The sequence below is a fragment of the Paraburkholderia sp. SOS3 genome, from assembly GCF_001922345.1.
Classification (GTDB): Bacteria; Pseudomonadota; Gammaproteobacteria; order Burkholderiales; family Burkholderiaceae; genus Paraburkholderia.
This window is the reverse complement of the sequence record NZ_CP018811.1, coordinates 3066949-3084494: the sequence shown is the minus strand read 5'-3', so window position 1 is coordinate 3084494 and position 17546 is coordinate 3066949. Positions and strand designations below refer to the sequence as shown.

At 65.1% G+C, this 17546-nt stretch carries 13 protein-coding genes; 6 read left to right on the top strand and 7 right to left on the bottom strand.

Annotated features, from left to right (window positions below; all coding sequences use genetic code 11):
• Positions 1-251: 251 nt before the first annotated feature.
• The 3 genes from BTO02_RS13705 (at position 252) to BTO02_RS13695 (ending at position 4706) form a co-directional block, all read left to right on the top strand.
• Entirely contained in the window at positions 252-920 is a 669-nt protein-coding gene (locus BTO02_RS13705) for a hypothetical protein (protein WP_075157495.1), read from the top strand.
• A gap of 217 nt (positions 921-1137) precedes the next feature.
• Positions 1138-2526 (top strand): DHA2 family efflux MFS transporter permease subunit, encoded by a 1389-nt coding sequence (locus BTO02_RS13700; RefSeq protein WP_075157494.1) that lies wholly within the window; start codon positions 1138-1140, stop codon positions 2524-2526.
• Between the two features lie 221 nt (positions 2527-2747).
• On the top strand, positions 2748-4706 hold the full coding sequence (locus tag BTO02_RS13695) for a DUF3857 domain-containing transglutaminase family protein (RefSeq protein ID WP_075157493.1): 1959 nt from the start codon (positions 2748-2750) through the stop codon (positions 4704-4706).
• A gap of 79 nt (positions 4707-4785) precedes the next feature.
• Here the strand turns inward: BTO02_RS13695 and BTO02_RS13690 are convergent, their stop codons facing one another.
• Both BTO02_RS13690 and BTO02_RS13680 read right to left on the bottom strand, forming a co-directional pair.
• Positions 4786-5937 carry a branched-chain amino acid ABC transporter substrate-binding protein gene (locus BTO02_RS13690; RefSeq protein WP_075157492.1) on the bottom strand — a complete coding sequence of 384 codons (1152 nt, stop codon included), beginning with the start codon at positions 5935-5937 and terminating at the stop codon, positions 4786-4788.
• Between the two features lie 480 nt (positions 5938-6417).
• Positions 6418-7758, bottom strand: a complete 1341-nt coding sequence (locus BTO02_RS13680; RefSeq protein WP_075157490.1) for an aminotransferase class III-fold pyridoxal phosphate-dependent enzyme — start codon at positions 7756-7758, stop codon at positions 6418-6420.
• Between the two features lie 345 nt (positions 7759-8103).
• Here BTO02_RS13680 and BTO02_RS35110 point away from each other — a divergent pair, with 345 nt between their 5' ends.
• Complete coding sequence (locus BTO02_RS35110) at positions 8104-9078, top strand: helix-turn-helix domain-containing protein (protein WP_075157488.1); 975 nt, start codon at positions 8104-8106, stop codon at positions 9076-9078.
• On the opposite strand, the gene BTO02_RS13665 is transcribed toward BTO02_RS35110, so the two are convergent.
• Positions 9075-10058, bottom strand: a complete 984-nt coding sequence (locus BTO02_RS13665; protein WP_083615117.1) for a phosphodiester glycosidase family protein — start codon at positions 10056-10058, stop codon at positions 9075-9077. The genes BTO02_RS35110 and BTO02_RS13665 overlap by 4 nt on opposite strands.
• A gap of 296 nt (positions 10059-10354) precedes the next feature.
• Positions 10355-10816, bottom strand: a complete 462-nt coding sequence (locus BTO02_RS13660; protein WP_075157486.1) for a hypothetical protein — start codon at positions 10814-10816, stop codon at positions 10355-10357.
• 229 nt (positions 10817-11045) lie between these two features.
• On the opposite strand from BTO02_RS13660, the gene BTO02_RS13655 reads away from it, so the two are divergent.
• Positions 11046-11921: an alpha/beta fold hydrolase gene (locus BTO02_RS13655; protein ID WP_075157485.1), complete on the top strand. Its 876-nt coding sequence runs from the start codon at positions 11046-11048 to the stop codon at positions 11919-11921.
• 70 nt (positions 11922-11991) lie between these two features.
• On the opposite strand, the gene pdxY is transcribed toward BTO02_RS13655, so the two are convergent.
• The 3 genes from pdxY to glgC form a co-directional block, all read right to left on the bottom strand.
• Positions 11992-12855, bottom strand: a complete 864-nt coding sequence (pdxY, locus tag BTO02_RS13650; RefSeq protein WP_075157484.1) for a pyridoxal kinase PdxY — start codon at positions 12853-12855, stop codon at positions 11992-11994.
• Between the two features lie 222 nt (positions 12856-13077).
• Positions 13078-14538, bottom strand: coding sequence for a glycogen synthase GlgA (glgA, locus tag BTO02_RS13645; protein WP_075157483.1), 1461 nt, complete (start codon positions 14536-14538; stop codon positions 13078-13080).
• A gap of 123 nt (positions 14539-14661) precedes the next feature.
• Positions 14662-15930 carry a glucose-1-phosphate adenylyltransferase gene (gene glgC / locus BTO02_RS13640; protein WP_075157482.1) on the bottom strand — a complete coding sequence of 423 codons (1269 nt, stop codon included), beginning with the start codon at positions 15928-15930 and terminating at the stop codon, positions 14662-14664.
• A gap of 498 nt (positions 15931-16428) precedes the next feature.
• On the opposite strand from glgC, the gene BTO02_RS13635 reads away from it, so the two are divergent.
• Positions 16429-17541, top strand: coding sequence for an alpha/beta fold hydrolase (locus tag BTO02_RS13635; RefSeq protein ID WP_332262248.1), 1113 nt, complete (start codon positions 16429-16431; stop codon positions 17539-17541).
• Positions 17542-17546 lie beyond the last annotated feature (5 nt).

Genomic DNA, 17546 nt, shown 5'->3' with positions numbered 1-17546 from the left:
GTCAGGTCGCTCAATGGCGCAATTCACGTGCCCAGGAACAAGGCACGTCTCGCGAAGTCCATCCTGTGATGGAACGATGCGCAGCGCGGCACGGCTGTTGCGTCCACGCGTCGACGGCGGCGGCCGTCCCGCTTGCGCGCGGCATCGCCAAGCGACTAATCTTTGACGGAAATCGGCGTTCACGGCCGCGCATCGATGCGCGTCGCGCCGCATTGCCTTCGGGAACGAAAGAGCGAAAGGAAGGCCCAGCAATGGAATATTCCGACGAAACCCTGCTGTCGGTCTGGCGGGGAAATCTGCTGCTGTTGACGCGCAAGGTCGGCGCAGCGACGCGTCTTGCGCGGATGATGACATTCTCCGCGTCGTACCTGAAGCTCATGCTCGCGGGCCAGCGCGATTTCAGCGAGGAGTTCGCGCGCGGCGTGGAGGCCGTCACGGGTCTGCCGGCCGGCTGGATGGACGCGCCGCATGAAGCGGACGATGTGCCCGAAGCCGCGCAGGCGGCAATCGACAACGAAGCCCCGCTTGCGCGCTTTCGCGGCACCGCGGCGCCGGTGCGCAAGAAGGCGGTGCTGCGGCCGCCCGAGCCGATCTTCGGGCAAACGCCCGCGAAGAAGCCCGAGGACGACGCGAAAGACGCCGAAGCGCATCGCAAGCAGGCGTATCTGCGCAAGGTGCGCGACCTCGCGATGCAGGAGGTGCGGCGCTTCGAGCGGCACCTCACGCACCCGCCCGTCGACATCGGCGCGTTGCGCACGAAAGTCGAAGACGTGATGGGCGCGGTCGATCTCGACGATCACGTGCACGCGGATCTCGCGGGCCGGCTCGAGCAGATCGAGAAGCATCGGCATATGCTGATCCGGCATGTCGAGAAGCTGCATGAACTGCTTGCGGGGCTCGGCGAGAACGACGGCCCTTGAGAACCTCCGAGCAGCGCGAAGCACCCGGGGCAAAGGTTGAACCGGCGTGGCGATTCGATGCGCATGCAACGATCCTCGGGCGTGGTACGCGGCCGTGTCGGAGCAGGCCAGTCGAGTCCGCCGCGTCATGCTCCGCGAAGGTCGGCACGAAATGCCCTGTAACAGTGGAAACGGCGCAAGCGCTCGTCGTGTGGCGTGATTTGCGGTAAAAGAACGCATGACCGACCGTGCCCGACTGATCCCCATCATCGTCGCCTGTCCCCTGTTGCTGCAAAACCTCGACACCTCGATCATGGCAACCGCGTTGCCGTCGATCGCACGCTCGCTCGATGTCGAGCCGCTGCATCTGAATCTGGCGATCACCTCGTATCTGCTGAGCCTGGCCGTGTTTCTGCCGGCAAGCGGCTGGCTGGCCGACCGGTTCGGCACACGCCGCATATTCTGTACGGCGATCGCGCTGTTTTCGGTGGGCTCGGCGCTATGCGGCCTCGCGACATCGCTGCCGCAACTCGTGCTGTTTCGCGTGGTACAGGGCATGGGCGGTGCGATGATGGTGCCGGTCGGACGATTGATCTTGCTGCGCAGCGTGCCGCCCGCGCGCATGGTGGCCGCGATGGTCTGGTTCACGGTGCCGGGCGCGGTGGGGCGGCTCGCCGGGCCGCTGCTCGGCGGCTTTGTCGTCACCGTTGCATCGTGGCGCTGGATCTTTCTGCTCAATGTGCCGTTCGGCGTGATCGGCGTGATATGCGCGCTCGCGTTTATCGAAGATGCGCAGGAGCCGCACGACGCGCGCTTCGATCTGCCTGGCTTCCTGCTGCTGTCGATCGGGCTCGTCGGCATGGTCGGCGGCTTCGAGACGGCTGGACGCGGCCTCGTCGCGCAACCGGTGACGCTCGCGCTGATCGCCACCGGCGCGCTTGCGCTCATGGCGTACTGGTTCTATACGCGGCGGCATTCCGAGCCGATCATCGATCCGGGCCTGCTGCGTTATCACGCGTATCGCACCGCGGTGGTCGGCGGCATGCCGTTGCGCATCGCGCTCGGTGCCTCGCCGTTTCTGATGCCGCTGATGCTGCAGCTCGGCTTCGGGCTCTCGCCGCTCGCGTCCGGTTCGATCAGTGTCGCCACGGCGGTCGGGTCGCTGTCGGTACGCGCGCTGATGGGGCCGGCGATCCGCGGCATCGGTTTTCGCCGGCTGCTGATCGGCACGACGCTCGTCACGGGCTGCTTCTATGCGAGCTACGGCCTCTTCACGCCGGCCACGTCGCACGCGCTGATTTTCGTCGTGCTGGTGTTCGGCGGCCTGTTCAATTCGCTCGCGATGGTGACGCTCAACACGCTCGGCTATTCGGACATGCCGAAGCCGCAAATGAGTCGCGCAACCGCGCTCGCGAGCATGGCGCAGCAACTGTCGATCAGTATCGGCGTGGCGTTTGCCGCGTCGTTGCTCGCGTTGACGGCGTATCTGAACGGCGGCAGCGCGGCGCAACTGGGTGCGCGCGATTTTTCACCGGCGTTTTTCGTGATCGGCGCGTTGACGCTCTGTTCGCTGCTGTTCTTCGTCAGGCTCTCGCATGAAGAGGGCAACGAATTGCGGCAGCGTTGAGTCGGCCGTGCAGAATGCCGGCGATCGACGCCGGCGTTGAAAAAAGGGTGGGACGCGCTTGCGACCATGCGCCGCGTCGATGTGTTAAAACGGCGACACGACGATACGACGATACGGCGTTCGGGAGGTCACATCTTGAGGAAGATTGCCGCGCAACCGCGGGACGCGCTGTGCGAGCGCAAGGAAGCCGGCACACTTCGCGCACTGCTCGCGAGGCTCGAATGACTCGCCGCATGCGAGCCGTGCGCAAACCGAGCCGACGACGCTTGCTGCGCGCATGCCTGCTGTCGCTCGGCTGCCTGTTGCTGGTCGCGCGGGGCGCACGGGCCGACGACGCGACGGCCATGCCCGGTGACACGCCGCCTTCGGCGATCGAGCGCGACGTCCATCTGTTCGTGGTGCAGAAAGACGGCTCGGTCGAAGAGCACGACGACACCGTGTTACGCGCGAATACCACGAGCGGCGTCGACGATATCGCGCAGCGCTACGTCTGGTTCAACAAGGACATCGAGCAGGTGCGACTGCTCGCCGCGGAAACGATCGACCGCGACGGCGTCGTGCGTCCGGTCGGCCCCGACGGCATTCGCGACGTGCAGGAACCGCGCTCGGCCGGCGCGCCGACGTTTCAGGACGGCGTATTGCGCACGGTGATTTTTCCCGGTGTCGAACCGGGCTCGCGTGTGCATCTCGCGTTTCGCAAGACGCGCACGGTGCCGCTGCAAACCGGTACGTTCGCGTATTTCGTCGAACCGACGCGCGGCCCGATCGAGATGCAGAAGCTGATTTTCGATCTGCCCGCCGACGTACCGCTCTATGCCGATGCGCGCGGTTATGTCGCCGAGCCGCCCGTCACCGAAAACGGCCGCACGCGCTATACGTTCGATTACCGGCATGGCCCGTATGCGGCGGTCGAATCGGGTGCGGTCGGCTATGCGACGTGGGGTGACCGGCTGATGGTCTCGACGACGCCCGATTTCGCCGCATTCGCCGCACGCTACCGCAATGCAGCCGCCGACCCGTCGACGAACGATCCCGCCATCGTGCGGCTCGCGCAGCAACTGACCGCGCAGACTGACGACCCGCGCGAGAAGGCGCGGATTCTGTACGACTGGATGCGCTTCAATATCCGCTACGTCGCGCTTTTTCTCGGCGAGACCGCCGCGGTGCCGCACCGCGCAGTCGACGTGCTGCGCAACCGCTACGGCGATTGCAAGGACCATGTCGCGCTATTCGGCGCGCTGCTTGCCGCGGTCGGTATTCAAAGCGAACCGGTGCTGCTGAACCTCGGGCCGGTTTATACGTTGCCCGACGTGCCCGGCTATGGCGCGAGCGCGATCAATCATGTGATTACGTGGATTCCGTCGCTCGCGCTGTTCGCCGATACGACCGCGGGCGGCACCGGCTTCGGTTATCTGCCGGCCAGCGTGATGGACCGGCCGGCGCTGCTCGTCGACGACGGCACGCTCGCGCGCACGCCGGCCGTGCAGCGGCGCGCGCGCGAAACGCGCGTGCAGATCGACGTCGATCGCAGCGGCGCGGGCCGTTTCGGCTATCGCGTCGAAGATATCGGCGCGCCGGCCGAAACCGAGCGCAATGTGTTTCGCCGTTCGACGCGGCAGCGCTGGCAGCAGATCGCCGCTGAACGGCTGCGGCAAACGGGCCTTACCGGCTTTGCGCGAATCCAGCCCGGCGAATTGAACGCGACCGCGGGGCCCTTCGTGACGTCGATGCAAGGTACGCTCGAACATGTGACGTGGCCCGATGGCACGACCGCGCTGCCCGCGTTGACGAGCCTGTCGGGCGGTATCGCGACGCAGGTGCAGGCGTGGCTCGCCGAGCCGAAGCGCACGCAGCCATGGGTCTGCATCGGCGGCGACTTCGACGAGACGTCGCAAATCGCGCTGCCCGACACCGTGCGCGTGACCGATCTGCCGCAGGACGCCGAGGTGCACGACCGCTTCTTCGATTTCACGTCGCACTACATATTCGATCCCGATACGCGGATCGTGCAGATCACGCGGCGCTTGAGCGCGCGCTTCGGCCATCAGATGTGCAGCGCGGACGAGTTTGCCGCGGCGCGCGCAGCGCTTGTCAGAATCGAGCGCGATGCGCTGTCGCAGATCGTCGTGCGCGCCGGCAACGAAGCGCAGCCGCCGGCGTCGCGGTTAGCTCCGCAGTGAGCGCCCGACGCGGCACGATAAAAAGCACTACGCGAAGCGATGGCGAAACGGCGAGCGAAGCGATGAGCGAAACGAGCGACTATGTACCGGTCTTCGTCACCACCGGCACCCACACGCCGTTTTTCACCTGATACAGCGTCGATGCGGCGTTCTTCAAGGCGCCGGTGCTGTCGAACGCAATCGTGCCGGTCACGCCTTCGAAACGGATGCTCTTGAGTTTCGGCCGATAGGCGGAAGGCTCGGCGGACCCGGCCGCCTGCATCGCCTTGATTGCGGCCCACGTGCCGTCGTAGCCGAACGGCGCGTACGACAGGATGTCTTCGCCGAATTTCGCCTTGAACTTCTGTGCGAAGTCCTTGCCGCCCGGCAGTTGCGCGAGCGGCCTGCCGTATTCCCATGCCATCGCGCCTTCGGCCGCGTCGCCGGCAAGCTTGATGAACTCGGGGTCTTCCACGCCTCCGCCGCCGAGCAGTTGCGTGTTCATGCCGAGCTGTTTCATCTTCTTTGCGATCGCAGCCGCCTGCGTGTCGAGGCCGCCGAAGAACAGCAGATCCGCGTTCGTCGATTTGATCTTGGTGAGCTGCGTGCTGAAGTCGACTGCATGATTGTCCGTGTACTCGCGCGCGACGATCGCGCCGCCCGCGGCCTTGACCGCTTTTTCGAATTCATCGGCTTCGCCCTGGCCAAAAGCGGTGCGGTCGTCGATGATCGCGATACGCTTCGCCTGGGTCGTCTTGACCGCATAGGTGCCCGCGTTGCCGGCATTCTGCGCATCGGTCGAAATCACCATGAACGTGTTCGCGAAGCCGCGGTTCGTGATTATCGGGTTCGTCGCCGCCGGATCGATCATCGGAATACCCGCCGACTCGTAAACCTGCGATGCGGGAATCGTCGTGCCCGAATTGAAGTGGCCGATCACCACGGCGACATTCGCATCGACGAGCTTCTGCGCGGCCTGCACGCCGACGCGCGGGTCCGCCTGATCGTCTTCGGAAACGAGGACGAAGTTCGCCACCTTGCCGCCGATCGTGATCTTCTGCGCGTTTGCTTCGTCGATCGCAAGCCGGATGCCGTTTTGCAGATCCTTGCCGTAACCGGCGTTCTGGCCCGTCAGCGGTGCGGCCGAACCGATCTTCACGGTCAGATCGTCCGCATGCGCGGTGGGCGCGGTCATGGCGAGCATGGCTCCCACCAACAGCGCAAACGGTTTTAGTGTTTTGCTCAAGCTCATGGGCTTCTCCTTGTGTCGGCACAGACGATGGGCAGGAAGGCGCGCGTTTCGCGCTGCGCAGCTTCAGGCTTGCTACGGCGCGGCTTGCCGGATTGCTCGATGCAATGCTTGATCGGATGGGGCGGCGATGTCGTATCGATCGGGCGGCGGGATCTCCTCGCAAGATAGGAATGCACGAGATTACGGATGACGCGAAGCAGCCTGCAATGCAGGAAAACGCGAAGCATGTCGAACGCAAGCGCAAGCAGCTCACGTCCGATTGGCGCGAATATAGAGAGCCAATTTTTGGCCGTCTTGGCAGATCACGGCATGCGCGATGCGGATTTCGGCATAGCGGCTGCACGATGAAGCGGTTTGCGAGGAACGGCGAACATTCGCGGCCGTTCGGAACGGCGCAAAACGACCGGCGCCCGATAATTGCGAACGGGCGCCCGTGTATAGGAGAGGCGTGAGAGAAACGACGCGAGAAGCGCGGCGCGATTAACGCTTTGCCTGTTCGAGTCCGGCTGCAAGCGCCGCAACGATCACGTCGAGAGGCTTTTGATCGGCGACGAGCGGTGGCGCGGCAACGATCATCGTTCCCATCGGTCGCACGAGTGCGCCATGCGCGCGCGCGATATCGCACACGCGGTTGGGGTAGCCGCCCATCAGATCGAGCGGCTCACGCGTCGACTTGTCCGCCACGAGATCGAGCGCGACGAGCAGGCCTTTGCCGCGCACGTCGCCGACCGTGTCGAAACGGTCGACAAACGGGCGCAGCGCGCCGAGCAGGTAGTCGCCTTGTGTCGCGGCATTGGCCGTGAGCCCGTCGCGCTCGACGATATCGAGCGTGGCGAGCGCGGCCGCGCATGCAACGGGATGGCCGGAGTTCGTGTAGCCGTGCATGATCGCGCCGGTGAAATCGCTGTTGGCGTGGAACGCGCGTGCGACGCGTTCGTTGACGACGGTCGCGCCGAGCGGCGCATAGCCCGACGACAGGCTCTTCGCGAAACACATGATGTCGGGCTTCACGCCCCACATGCGGCTGCCGAATAACGCACCGGTACGTCCGAAGCCGGTCACCACTTCATCGGCGATCAGCAGCACGCCGTGACGGTCGCACACTTCGCGCACGAGCGGCCAATAGTTCGCGGGCGGCACGATCACGCCGCCCGCGCCCTGAATCGGTTCGGCGATGAACGCGGCGACCGTGTCCGGTCCCTGGAACACGATCTCGCGTTCGAGCAGCGCGGCGCAGAGCTTGCCGAGTTCATCGGGATCCTCAGTGAACGGATTGCGATACAGCCACGGCGGCTCGACGTGGAACACGCCGGGTAGCGTCGGTTCGTAATTGCGCCGGAATACGGTGAAGCCGTTGACGGCGGCCGAGCCGAAATGCGTCCCGTGATAGGCCATGCGCAGCGCGATGAACTTGCTGCGCTCGGGCTGCTTTTCGATCTTCCAGTACTGGCGAGCGAGCTTCAGCGCGGTTTCGACCGCGTCCGAGCCGCCCTGGCTGAAGAACACGCGGCGCATCTGTTCCGGCTCGAGCATGTCGACGAGGCGCTTCGCGAGTTCCTCGGCGCGCGGATGCGAGATCGCACCGCCGAACAGCGTCGAGTACTCGAGCTCGTCGAGCTGCTTCGTAATTGCTTGCTTGACTTCGCGGCGATTGTGTCCCACCGCGACATTCCAGAGGCCGGATGAACCGTCGACCAGTTCGTTTCCCAGATCGTCGTACAGATAGCAGCCGTCGCCGCGTACGATGCGTAGCGGACGGACGGCCTGGTCGGCGGCCGGATGGGATTCCCAGTTCCAGAAATGGGTTTGAAAAGCTTGCATGCGGGCTCCTTGAAGCGCAAACGTTGAGGGCGGCGGGGCGCGACGCGTGCGGACGCGGTGCGTTGCGTTGTCGAGTGGATCGGTAGGACAAGCGTAAGGGAGCCGCGCGCACGCGAGTGTTCCAGAACCGGCAGGCGATTTGGCCGGAGCGCGCGTTTTGCGCGGCGTCGACGCGCGCTTGAATTCACGCGCTTTTCCGTTCGTGTATACGGCGTTGCCTGGAATAAGCGATCGTCTGCGCCTGTTCTTTCAGTACGGTTCGGCAGGGCGCGATCTCCCGATCCGCGCTCCATTTGCCGACAACTTTCTGAAGACATGCAAAACGACTACTGCCGCCGAATCGCGGTGACCGACGATCCCAATAGCAAGGACAACTGGCGCCACGACAGCGCAATGAAGCTGCATCTCGACTGCAAGTACGAGTCGGGCGGATCGGCCGGCTCGAGCCTCGACGCATGGAGCCTCGGCCGGCTCGACATGCTGGACGGGCGTTTCATGCATATGTCGCTGGCGCCGCTGGCCGACCGCGACGACTCATGGCTGTATCTGAAGCTCGTCACGAACGGCGCGATGCATATCGAACAGGGCCGGCAGGCGCGGCGCATCGGGCCGGGCGAGATCGTGCTCGTCGAGTCTTCGCAGGCGTACCGGCAATCTTTCGGTGAGCAGACCGATATGATCGCGCTGCGCTTCCCGTCGCACGCGCTGAAAGAGCGCGGGCTGCGGCACGCGCTGCGCGGACTGATCACGCCCGACATGTCGGCTGCCGATACGCGCGCGATCGGCGAACTCGTGATGTCGATCGCCGCGCAGCGCGGCGAGACGAGCGCGGCGTTTCGCTATCGCCAGGGCGATCAGCTACTCGAACTGATCGATCTGCTGATCGAGGACCCTGCCGCGCTGACGCGAGCGCGCAGCAGCGATGCGACGTTATTCCGCGCGCGGCGTTTCATCGCGCAGAATCTGCGCAATCCGGAGCTGACGGTGCCGCTGATCGCAGCGGCGGTCTATGTATCGGAGGCGCACCTGAGCCGGCTGTTTCGCGCAGAGGGCCAGTCGGTCATGCGCTATGTGTGGCAGAGCCGGCTCGCGCTGGCGGCGGACATGTTGAGGCGCGGCAGGCGCGGTGAGCGAGGCGGGTGCAGCGATGGGGGCCGCGTGCAGATTGGCGATATCGCGTATCGCTGCGGGTTTTCGACGCCCGCGCACTTTAGCCGCGCGTTCAGGGAACGCTATGGCATATCGCCGCGCGAGGCGCTTGCGGCGAATGGGTGCGAAGCCGCGATCTGGTTCGGCGCGGCCCGCACCCATGCCGCTTAGAACGGCAGTTGCGGCAACGCTAACGCGTGCACCCCGAAGCCGACCGCATCGAAGCGTTCGGCGCCGCCGCTCGGCGTATTCACGATAAACGGCTCCCCGAGCACGTCGGCGCGGACCATTTCGGTCGAACCGCCGCCGTCGAGATTGATCGCGTCGGTCGCGCCGGCCGCCAGCATCAGCTGCGCCGATTGTTCGTTCGTCGTGCCGGTCGAGTAGCCGGGCAGCCGGCCGTCGATCACCGCGAAGTACAGGTAGCGGCCGCTATGCGACAGTCCGACTAGCGTGCGCGGATTCGGATTCAACGGATCGCCCTCGTTCGGGCTTTGCGCGCTGACGTCCTGGCCGTTCTTCACGAGGATCGCCGAACCGGCCACCGCGTACTGGATCAGCTTCAGTTCGGCCGGCGAGATCTGCGGCGCTTCAGCGATAAATGCGCGGTTCTGCCGCGTCACCGCGAGCACCGCTTCGCTTTGCGTCGGATCGGTTGTGAGCGGACTCACCACGTTGCCGTTCGAGACGAGCAGGCCGATCACGGTTTTCGGTTCGGGAGCCGCGTTGCAGCACGGCGCGAAGAAGTTGCCATTGATCGCGATGCGCGTACGCGTACGTGCGGCGAACTGCGAAATCGTCTCGGCCGTCGTATTGAGCGAGCCGCTGTGCTGCGTCGTCTCGAGCGTGATGCCCGGCGCGAACAGGTCGACGCGCGTGATATAGGCACGGCTGATCGTCGGCGGGCCGCCGGCCGTCGCGGGATTCGACGGCACGGTCGCGGTTTCGGCATCGACGCCGAGGTAGGTCGGCGAGTAGCCGCTCTGCGTGATTTCGGTGCTCGGGTCGGGGATCTGCGATGCGCTCGCCGCGGTCTGCGCTTGCGCGCCGAGCGAGGCGAGGCCAAACAGTGTTGCAGCCGCAAGGGGCTTCAAAGCGGACTTCAAAGCGTTCTTCGGACGCAACGATGCAAGGGGGTGGGCACGTGCCATGTCGTAGTCTCCCGGGACTAGCGTTGAAAAAACGGTTTTGGATCGATCCGGGAGACGATAGGTATGAGCAGTGAACGCCGCGTGATATTTAGCTGACGTTTAAATTTCTTTTCGCCTGTTGGCAATTTGCCTACAAAAAGCGCAAGGCCGCGCAAGCACGATGAGGGGTGCGGAAGTAAGTCGGAAAAAAGACGGCGCGGCTCGCCTTGATGGCGCGAGGGCGGGGCGCGAGGGCGGCCCGCGATACGGGCCGAGATACGGGCCGCGATACGGCCCGCGAACATAGGATCAGGCGGTCACTGCTCGCCCTGCATGCGCAACAGTTCTTCGCGCAGCCCTAAAAGCGGCTCTTTGGTTTCGTCGTCGGCCCACGTGTCGAGGTCGTCGAGTGCGTTCTGGCAGCCGTCGAGCACGATGTCGAGATCGACGGGCACGCCGTTGGCCATCGCGAACTGCAGCGTCTCGGCGAATTGCCGGCATTCTTCCTCGCCGTACGAAATGTCGAGACTATCGGCGATGACGAACGCGATATTGCTGCGCGCCTTGTCGTCGGGCGTGACCATGTCGATGATGCCGCGCGCGACCGCGGGCGAGTAGTAGAGCGCAATATCGAGCCATTGCGCGGCGTCGAAGCCGTCCTCTGCGAACTGTGCTTCGAAGAACTCGATCGCTTCCTGCTCGTGTGCCTCGTCTGCGTCGACGCTGACGCACAGCGCCTCGAATTGCTCTTCGCGTTCACTGCGGATATAGCCGTCCATCGATACCTCTATGCCTTGATTGAAAACTGCGCGCGTTCGTGGTGCATGGGCGCTGCGATCGCGCTGCGTTTGCCATGTGATCGCTGTTGCGCGGCACGCATTATAGGACGTGAGTCAGGCGCGAGATGAGGGCCGAAGCGTTATGAAGGAATAGTGCAGGGATATCGTTTGTTATGTGTATGCGTTGCGACGCCCGATATGAACCCGCATCCTCCGAGGAGATCGCCCCATGTCCGCAAAACCCCAATCACGTCTGTTGCGCTGCTTTCTGTTCGCGTGCGCGGCATTAGCACTACATCACGCCGAGGCGCAGGTCCAGTCGCCACCGCGCTGGCAGACCTTGCCGCCGACGCCCGCGCCGGTCGCGGGCGAGCTAACGGGCAGGGCGGATGTCAACGGCATCCATCTCTACTACGCGACGATCGGGCGCGGCTCACCGGTCATTCTGCTGCACGGCGGGCTGGCGAATTCGGACTACCTCGGCAACCAGATTCGGGCGCTGATGCAGCGCCACAAGGTGGTGGTCGTCGATAGCCGCGGTCATGGACGCAGCTCGCGCGATACGCGTGCGTTCGGCTACGACCTGATGGCCGACGACGTCGTGGCGCTGATGGACAAGCTGCATCTGCAAAAGGCCGATGTGGTCGGCTGGAGCGACGGCGCGATCATCGGGCTCGACCTGGCGATCCGGCATCCGGATCGCGTCGGCAAGGTGGTCGCGTTCGCCGCGAACACGAAAACCGACGGCGTGATCGAAGGCGTCGAAAAGAATCCGACCTTTGCCGCCTTTATCAAACGCGCCGGCGACGAATACGGGCGGCTGTCGCCCACACCGAAGGAGTACGACGCGTTCGTCGAACAGATCAGCCATATGTGGGCATCGCAGCCGAACTGGACCGACGATCAGCTGAAGTCGATCAGATCGCCGGTGCTCGTGCTCGATGGCGATCACGACGAAGCAATCAAGCGCGCGCACACCGAATATATGGCCGCGACGATACCGGGCGCAGGTCTCGCGATCTTGCCCGATACGAGCCACTTCGCGTTCCTGCAGGACCCCGCGGCGTTCAACTTCGCGGTTCTGCATTTCCTCGGCGACGAGTAGCGAGGCAGCCGCAGCGGCGCTCGCAAAGCCTCGCGCAAGCCGACGCCGGCTTGCGCCGCGTCGCGCATCGTCACGCCGATTCGACGACCCACGCATCGAACCACTCGCGCGGATGCGCGATGTCGTTCTGCGCCGCGACGAGCTCGAGTTCGTAGCGGCCGGCGTCCCACGTCGCGCGCATCACGCCGTTGACGGCCGCGAGCGTATGCTCGAACGCGACGCGCAGCGGGTCGCCCAGCAGCGTGCGCGCGACGAACACCGCACTCGTGAGATCGCCGACGCCGACCGGCTGGCGCGCAAACGGATAGAGCGGGCGCTGCCCGACCCAGTTCTCGCGCTCGGTCACGACGAGCATATTGAAACGGTCGGCCGGGCTATTGCGATCGAGCAGATGTTTGACGAGCACGAGCTTCGGCCCGCGCTGCATCAGTTCGCGGCACGCGACGACCGCTTCCTCGGTCGTCTCGATCATGCGGCCGACGAGCCGTTGCAGCTCGCTGTGGTTCGGCATGATCGCGTCCGACACCTCCGGCATCGAGTTGACGAGAAACTCCTGAATGCCCGGTTCGACGCGGCAACCCGTGGCGGTGCCCATCACCGGGTCGCAGAAGTAGCGCGCGTGCGGGTTCGCCGCCTTCACGGCGCGGACGATCTCGATCACCGCCTGCGCCTGCTCGGGTGTGCCGAGATAGCCGGACAGCACGGCGTCGCAGCGCGGCAGCATGCCGATTGCGCCGATCCCTTCGACGAGCTCCTGCATCTGCTTCGCGTCGATTGCGCTGCCGGCCCAATGGCCGTATTGCGTGTGATTCGAAAACTGGACGGTATTGAGCGGCCACACGTTGACGCCCAGACGCCGCATCGGGAATTCCGCGGCGCTGTTGCCCGCGTGCCCGAAGACGACGTGCGACTGGATGCTCAGAACGCTTTTCATGACTGGCGGTGCGCAGGACGCGCGTAATTTTTATAGCGAGCGGCTCGCCGGGTTGCCTCGATCGATCGGGCTTGCGGCCCGATGCCCATGCACATTGGGTGTTGCGCGCGGATCCCTCGCGCCCAATGTGCGTCAATGAACAATACATGACTTTTTGTGCCGTGCAACGATCGGGCGATGCGCGCTGTTGCGCCGAACCGTCAAGCGCGCCCTGCGGGCGAGTCAGACGAGCTCGCGATACAACGCCAGGTACCGTCCGGCCGACGTGCTCCAGCCGAAATCCTCGCGCATCGCACGCTGCTGCGTGGCCTTCCATTCGCTGCGCCGCGCGTACAGCGCAAAGGCCCGGCGGATCGCGGCAGCGAGCGCCTCGGGCTCGAAGCGGTCGAACACGAAGCCGGTCGCGGCTTCGTCGGCGAGATTTTCGAGCGATGCGTCGACGACCGTGTCGGCGAGGCCCCCCACCCGATGCACGAGCGGCAGCGTGCCGTAAGCCAGCGCGTAGAGTTGCGTGAGCCCGCACGGCTCGAAACGCGACGGCACCGCGACGACGTCGCTGCCGGCGATGATCGCGTGCGCGAGCGTTTCGTCGAAGCCCAGTTCGACCGCGACCGATTCCGGATGCGTCTGCGCGACGCGCTGCAGGCCCGTTTCGAGCGCAGGGTCGCCGGTGCCGAACACGACCAGTTGACCGCCGCGGCGGATGATTTCGGGCAGCGCGGCGAGCAGCAGGTCGAGGCCTTTCTGCTCGGTGAGCCGGCTTACCACGCCGAACAGCAGCACGTCGCTTTTCTGCGGCAGCCCGAAGCGGGCCTGCAGCGACGTCTTGCAGGCGCGCTTGCCGGCAAGACGCGTATCGGTATAGCGCGCGGGCAGCAGCGTGTCGGTCGACGGTCTCCAGACCGTGTAGTCGACGCCGTTCAGAATGCCCGACAGGTCGTGCATGCGTTGGCGCAGCAGGCCGTGCAGACCGCCGCCCTGGGCGAGGGTCTGGATTTCGCGCGCATAGGTTGGGCTGACCGTAGTCAGGCGGTCCGAAAAGTAGAGGCCCGCTTTCAGGAACGACATCTGGCCGTAGAACTCGATGCCGTCGATGCCGAAGAAGTCGGACGGCAGTCCGAGCATGCCGAACTGCTGCGCCGGAAAGACGCCCTGGTAAGCGAGGTTGTGCACCGTGAACACGCTTTTCGCGAGCGGCCGGCCGCGCTCGCGCTCGGCGGCCCTCAGATAGGCGGGCGCGAGGCCCGCGTGCCAGTCGTGCGCGTGCACGATCTGCGGCGCCCAGGCCGGATCGAGATGCTGGGCCAATTGTGCCGCGCACCAGCCGAGCAGCGCGAAACGCTGCGCGTTATCGCCATACGGCACATGCTGCGCATCGAGATACGGATTGCCGGGCCGCTCGTAGAACGCGTCGGCGCGCAGCACATAGACGATCACGCCGTTCGCCGCGAGCGTGCCCTGTTCGAGCGTCGCCTCGGGCGCGCCGAAAGTGCGTTCGAGGCGCGCGACGGGCTTCAGGTCCGCCAGTCCCGCGAGCACGGACGGGAAGCCCGGCAGCAGCACGCGCACGTCGGCGCCGAGCTCGATCAACGCGGGCGGCAGCGCGCCGGTCACGTCGGCGAGGCCGCCTGTCTTCAGAAGGGGATACAGCTCGCTTGCCACGTGCAGCGCACGAATCGTCATAGGCGTCGTCCTCGCAATCGGGGGGCATCGATGTTTGTGCCGCCGCGGCGGCGCGCGGCGGCCTTGTGGAAATCACATATGCCGTGCTGCGCGCAGGCGTGCCGGCCTGCGTGCGCTGCGGCCTCAGCGCGCCGCGTCCCGTCGCAACGCTTCCGGCGTCACGAGCACGACGCCGCTTTCGGTGCGATAGAACCGTTCGGCATCGCGCGCCGGGTCTTCGCCGATCACCGTGCCGTCCGGAATCTGGCAGCCGCGGTCGATCACGACCTTGCGCAGCCGGCAGCTCGCGCCGATCGTGACCTGCGGCAGCAAGACTGCCTCATTGATGTTACAGAATGAGTTCACGACGACGTTGGTCGACAGCACCGAGCGGGAAATCTGCGAGCCCGAGATCACGCAGCCCGCGCAGACAACGAGGTTCGTCGCCGAGCCCTGCAAGCCATTCAGGTCGCGCACGAATTTGGCGGGCGGCAACTGCTCGAGATGCGTCCAGATCGGCCAGTTGCGGTCGTACAGGTCGAGCGTCGGAATCGTCGACGCGAGGTCGAGATTCGCGGCCCAGTATGCGTCGATCGTACCGACGTCGCGCCAGTACGACTCCACGGTCGGGTCCGACGAGACGCACGACATGCTGAACGGATGCGCGATCGCCTTGCCCGAGGTCACGACGCGCGGAATGATGTCCTTGCCGAAGTCGTGGTCCGTCGCGCCGCTCGTGATGTTGTCCTCGAGCTGTTCGTACAGATACTGCGCGTTGAACACATAGATGCCCATGCTGGCCAGCGCGATATCGGGGCGCCCCGGCATCGCGGGCGGATCGGCCGGCTTTTCGACGAAGCCCGTCACGCGGCGCTGCTCGTCGACGGCCATCACGCCGAAGGCGACCGCTTCCATGCGCGGCACCTCGATGCAGCCGACCGTGCAGTCCGCGCCGCTTTCCACATGGTCCATCACCATGCGCGTGTAGTCCATCTTGTAGATGTGGTCGCCCGCCAGCACGATGATGTACTTTGGCCCGATCGAGCGGATGATGTCGAGATTCTGGAACACCGCGTCGGCCGTGCCGCGATACCAGTGCGCGCCTTCGACGCGCTGCTGCGCGGGCCACAGATCGATGAACTCGTTGAACTCGCCGCGCAGGAAACCCCAGCCGCGCTGCACGTGCCGCAGCAGCGAGTGCGCCTTGTATTGCGTGACCACGGCGATGCGGCGGATGCCCGAGTTCAGGCAGTTCGACAACGCGAAATCGATGATGCGGTATTTGCCGCCGAAGTGAACGGCCGGTTTGACGCGCTTGTTGGTGAGCGGCCCGAGCCGGGTGCCGCGGCCGCCCGCAAGCACGATGGCGAGCGTGGTGTGTTGCAGATCGTTCAGGCTTGCCGGAGTATCCATCTGCGTCTCCTTTGTCGACCTGCGCTGGCGCTTTGGCGCTTACGCGGGTCACTGTTGCTTTCGATGAAGCCCCCGGACGGACAAGCTGGCGTGCTGCGAACCGTATTGTTCCTGTTTATTGTTGTGAATGCGACCTTCGACAGTCTGGACCTTGCGGACCCCGTGCGCAATGCGCAGCAAGACCTGCATATTGCAAACCTCGTGCCTCCCCGCCCTTGCGAGGCACGGGTGCCGGCTGTGCCTGCGCCAGCACGTTCGAGCGGCGCCAGGTAGAATCATCCGCTCCGATCCACGTCGGTTCAAGTTCGGGTTACTGCTGCTGCCGTGCACCGCGATCAGTGGTCGATAGCTTGCACGGCAAGCGGCATGGCCCTGCGCCTCTCAATCAACAACAAACCCATGAAACCGCGCCATCCTTTCACGCTCGCGTCGTTGTCTTCGCTTTTGCCCGCAGCTTCCCGCTCAGTTTCCCTTTCGGTTTCCCGAGTTTCGTCTGCGTTGACGGGTGGCGTCTGTGCGCTGACGATCGCGCTGGCGCCGGCCGTTCAGGCGGCCGAGGGCACCGGTACGGCGCCGGTGGCCGTGTCCGCCGCCGGCGCGGCTTCCGGCGTTTCCAGGAGCGGCGGGAGCGGCGGGAGCGCGGCCGGCGACGCCGGGCCGGCCTACGGCCCCGAACTCGAAGGCTTCGACTACCCGTATCCGGTGCGCCAGTTCACCTTCATGTCGCAAGGCGAACCGCTGCATATGGCATATATGGATGTCGCGCCCGCCGACCCGGCCCATGCGAACGGCCGCACCGCGGTGCTGCTGCACGGCAAGAATTTTTGCGGTGCGACATGGGTCGAGACGATCCGCCGGTTGACCGATGCCGGCTACCGCGTCATCGCCCCGGATCAGATCGGCTTTTGCAAGTCGAGCAAGCCCGAGCGTTACCAGTTCACGTTCCAGCAGCTCGCGCGCAATACGCACGATCTGCTCGAATCGATCGGCGTGACGCGCGCGACGATGATCGGCCATTCGACCGGCGGCATGCTCGCGATCCGCTATGCACTGATGTACCCGGACGCGACGCAGCAACTCGTGCTGGTCGACCCGATCGGCCTCGAAGACTGGAAGGCGAAGGGCGTGCCTTCGCTATCGGTCGACCAGTGGTACGCGCGCGAGCTCAAGACCAGCGCGGACAAGATCCGCCGCTACGAACAGGCCACGTACTACGCGGGCCAATGGAGCGATGCCTACGAACCGTGGGTGCAGATGCTCGCGGGCATGTATCGCGGACCGGGCAAGCAACTCGTTGCCTGGAATTCCGCGCTGCTCTACGACATGATCTATACGCAGCCCGTCTATTACGAATTCGGGCTGATCAAGGTGCCGACGCTGCTGATGATCGGCGACAAGGACAACACCGCGATCGGCAAGGACGCCGCACCGCCCGACGTGCGCGCGAAGCTTGGCCATTATCCGGAGCTCGGCAAGGCTGCGGCCCGCGCGATTCCCCATGCGACGCTTGTCGAATTCCCGACGCTCGGTCATGCACCGCAGCTGCAGGATCCTCAGGCGTTTCACAAGGCGCTGCTCGACGGCATGGCCGCGGTGCAGGGCGCGAAGTAACGCAG

What these genes read in the sequence shown, in the direction of transcription:
- BTO02_RS13705 (WP_075157495.1), top strand. Translation starts at nt 252, where the DNA reads ATGGAATATTCCGACGAAACCCTGCTGTCGGTCTGGCGGGGAAATCTG.
- BTO02_RS13700 (WP_075157494.1), top strand. Translation starts at nt 1,138, where the DNA reads ATGACCGACCGTGCCCGACTGATCCCCATCATCGTCGCCTGTCCCCTG.
- BTO02_RS13695 (WP_075157493.1), top strand. Translation starts at nt 2,748, where the DNA reads ATGACTCGCCGCATGCGAGCCGTGCGCAAACCGAGCCGACGACGCTTG.
- BTO02_RS13690 (WP_075157492.1), bottom strand. Translation starts at nt 5,937, where the DNA reads ATGAGCTTGAGCAAAACACTAAAACCGTTTGCGCTGTTGGTGGGAGCC.
- BTO02_RS13680 (WP_075157490.1), bottom strand. Translation starts at nt 7,758, where the DNA reads ATGCAAGCTTTTCAAACCCATTTCTGGAACTGGGAATCCCATCCGGCC.
- BTO02_RS13665 (WP_083615117.1), bottom strand. Translation starts at nt 10,058, where the DNA reads ATGGCACGTGCCCACCCCCTTGCATCGTTGCGTCCGAAGAACGCTTTG.
- BTO02_RS13660 (WP_075157486.1), bottom strand. Translation starts at nt 10,816, where the DNA reads ATGGACGGCTATATCCGCAGTGAACGCGAAGAGCAATTCGAGGCGCTG.
- BTO02_RS13655 (WP_075157485.1), top strand. Translation starts at nt 11,046, where the DNA reads ATGTCCGCAAAACCCCAATCACGTCTGTTGCGCTGCTTTCTGTTCGCG.
- pdxY (WP_075157484.1), bottom strand. Translation starts at nt 12,855, where the DNA reads ATGAAAAGCGTTCTGAGCATCCAGTCGCACGTCGTCTTCGGGCACGCG.
- glgA (WP_075157483.1), bottom strand. Translation starts at nt 14,538, where the DNA reads ATGACGATTCGTGCGCTGCACGTGGCAAGCGAGCTGTATCCCCTTCTG.
- glgC (WP_075157482.1), bottom strand. Translation starts at nt 15,930, where the DNA reads ATGGATACTCCGGCAAGCCTGAACGATCTGCAACACACCACGCTCGCC.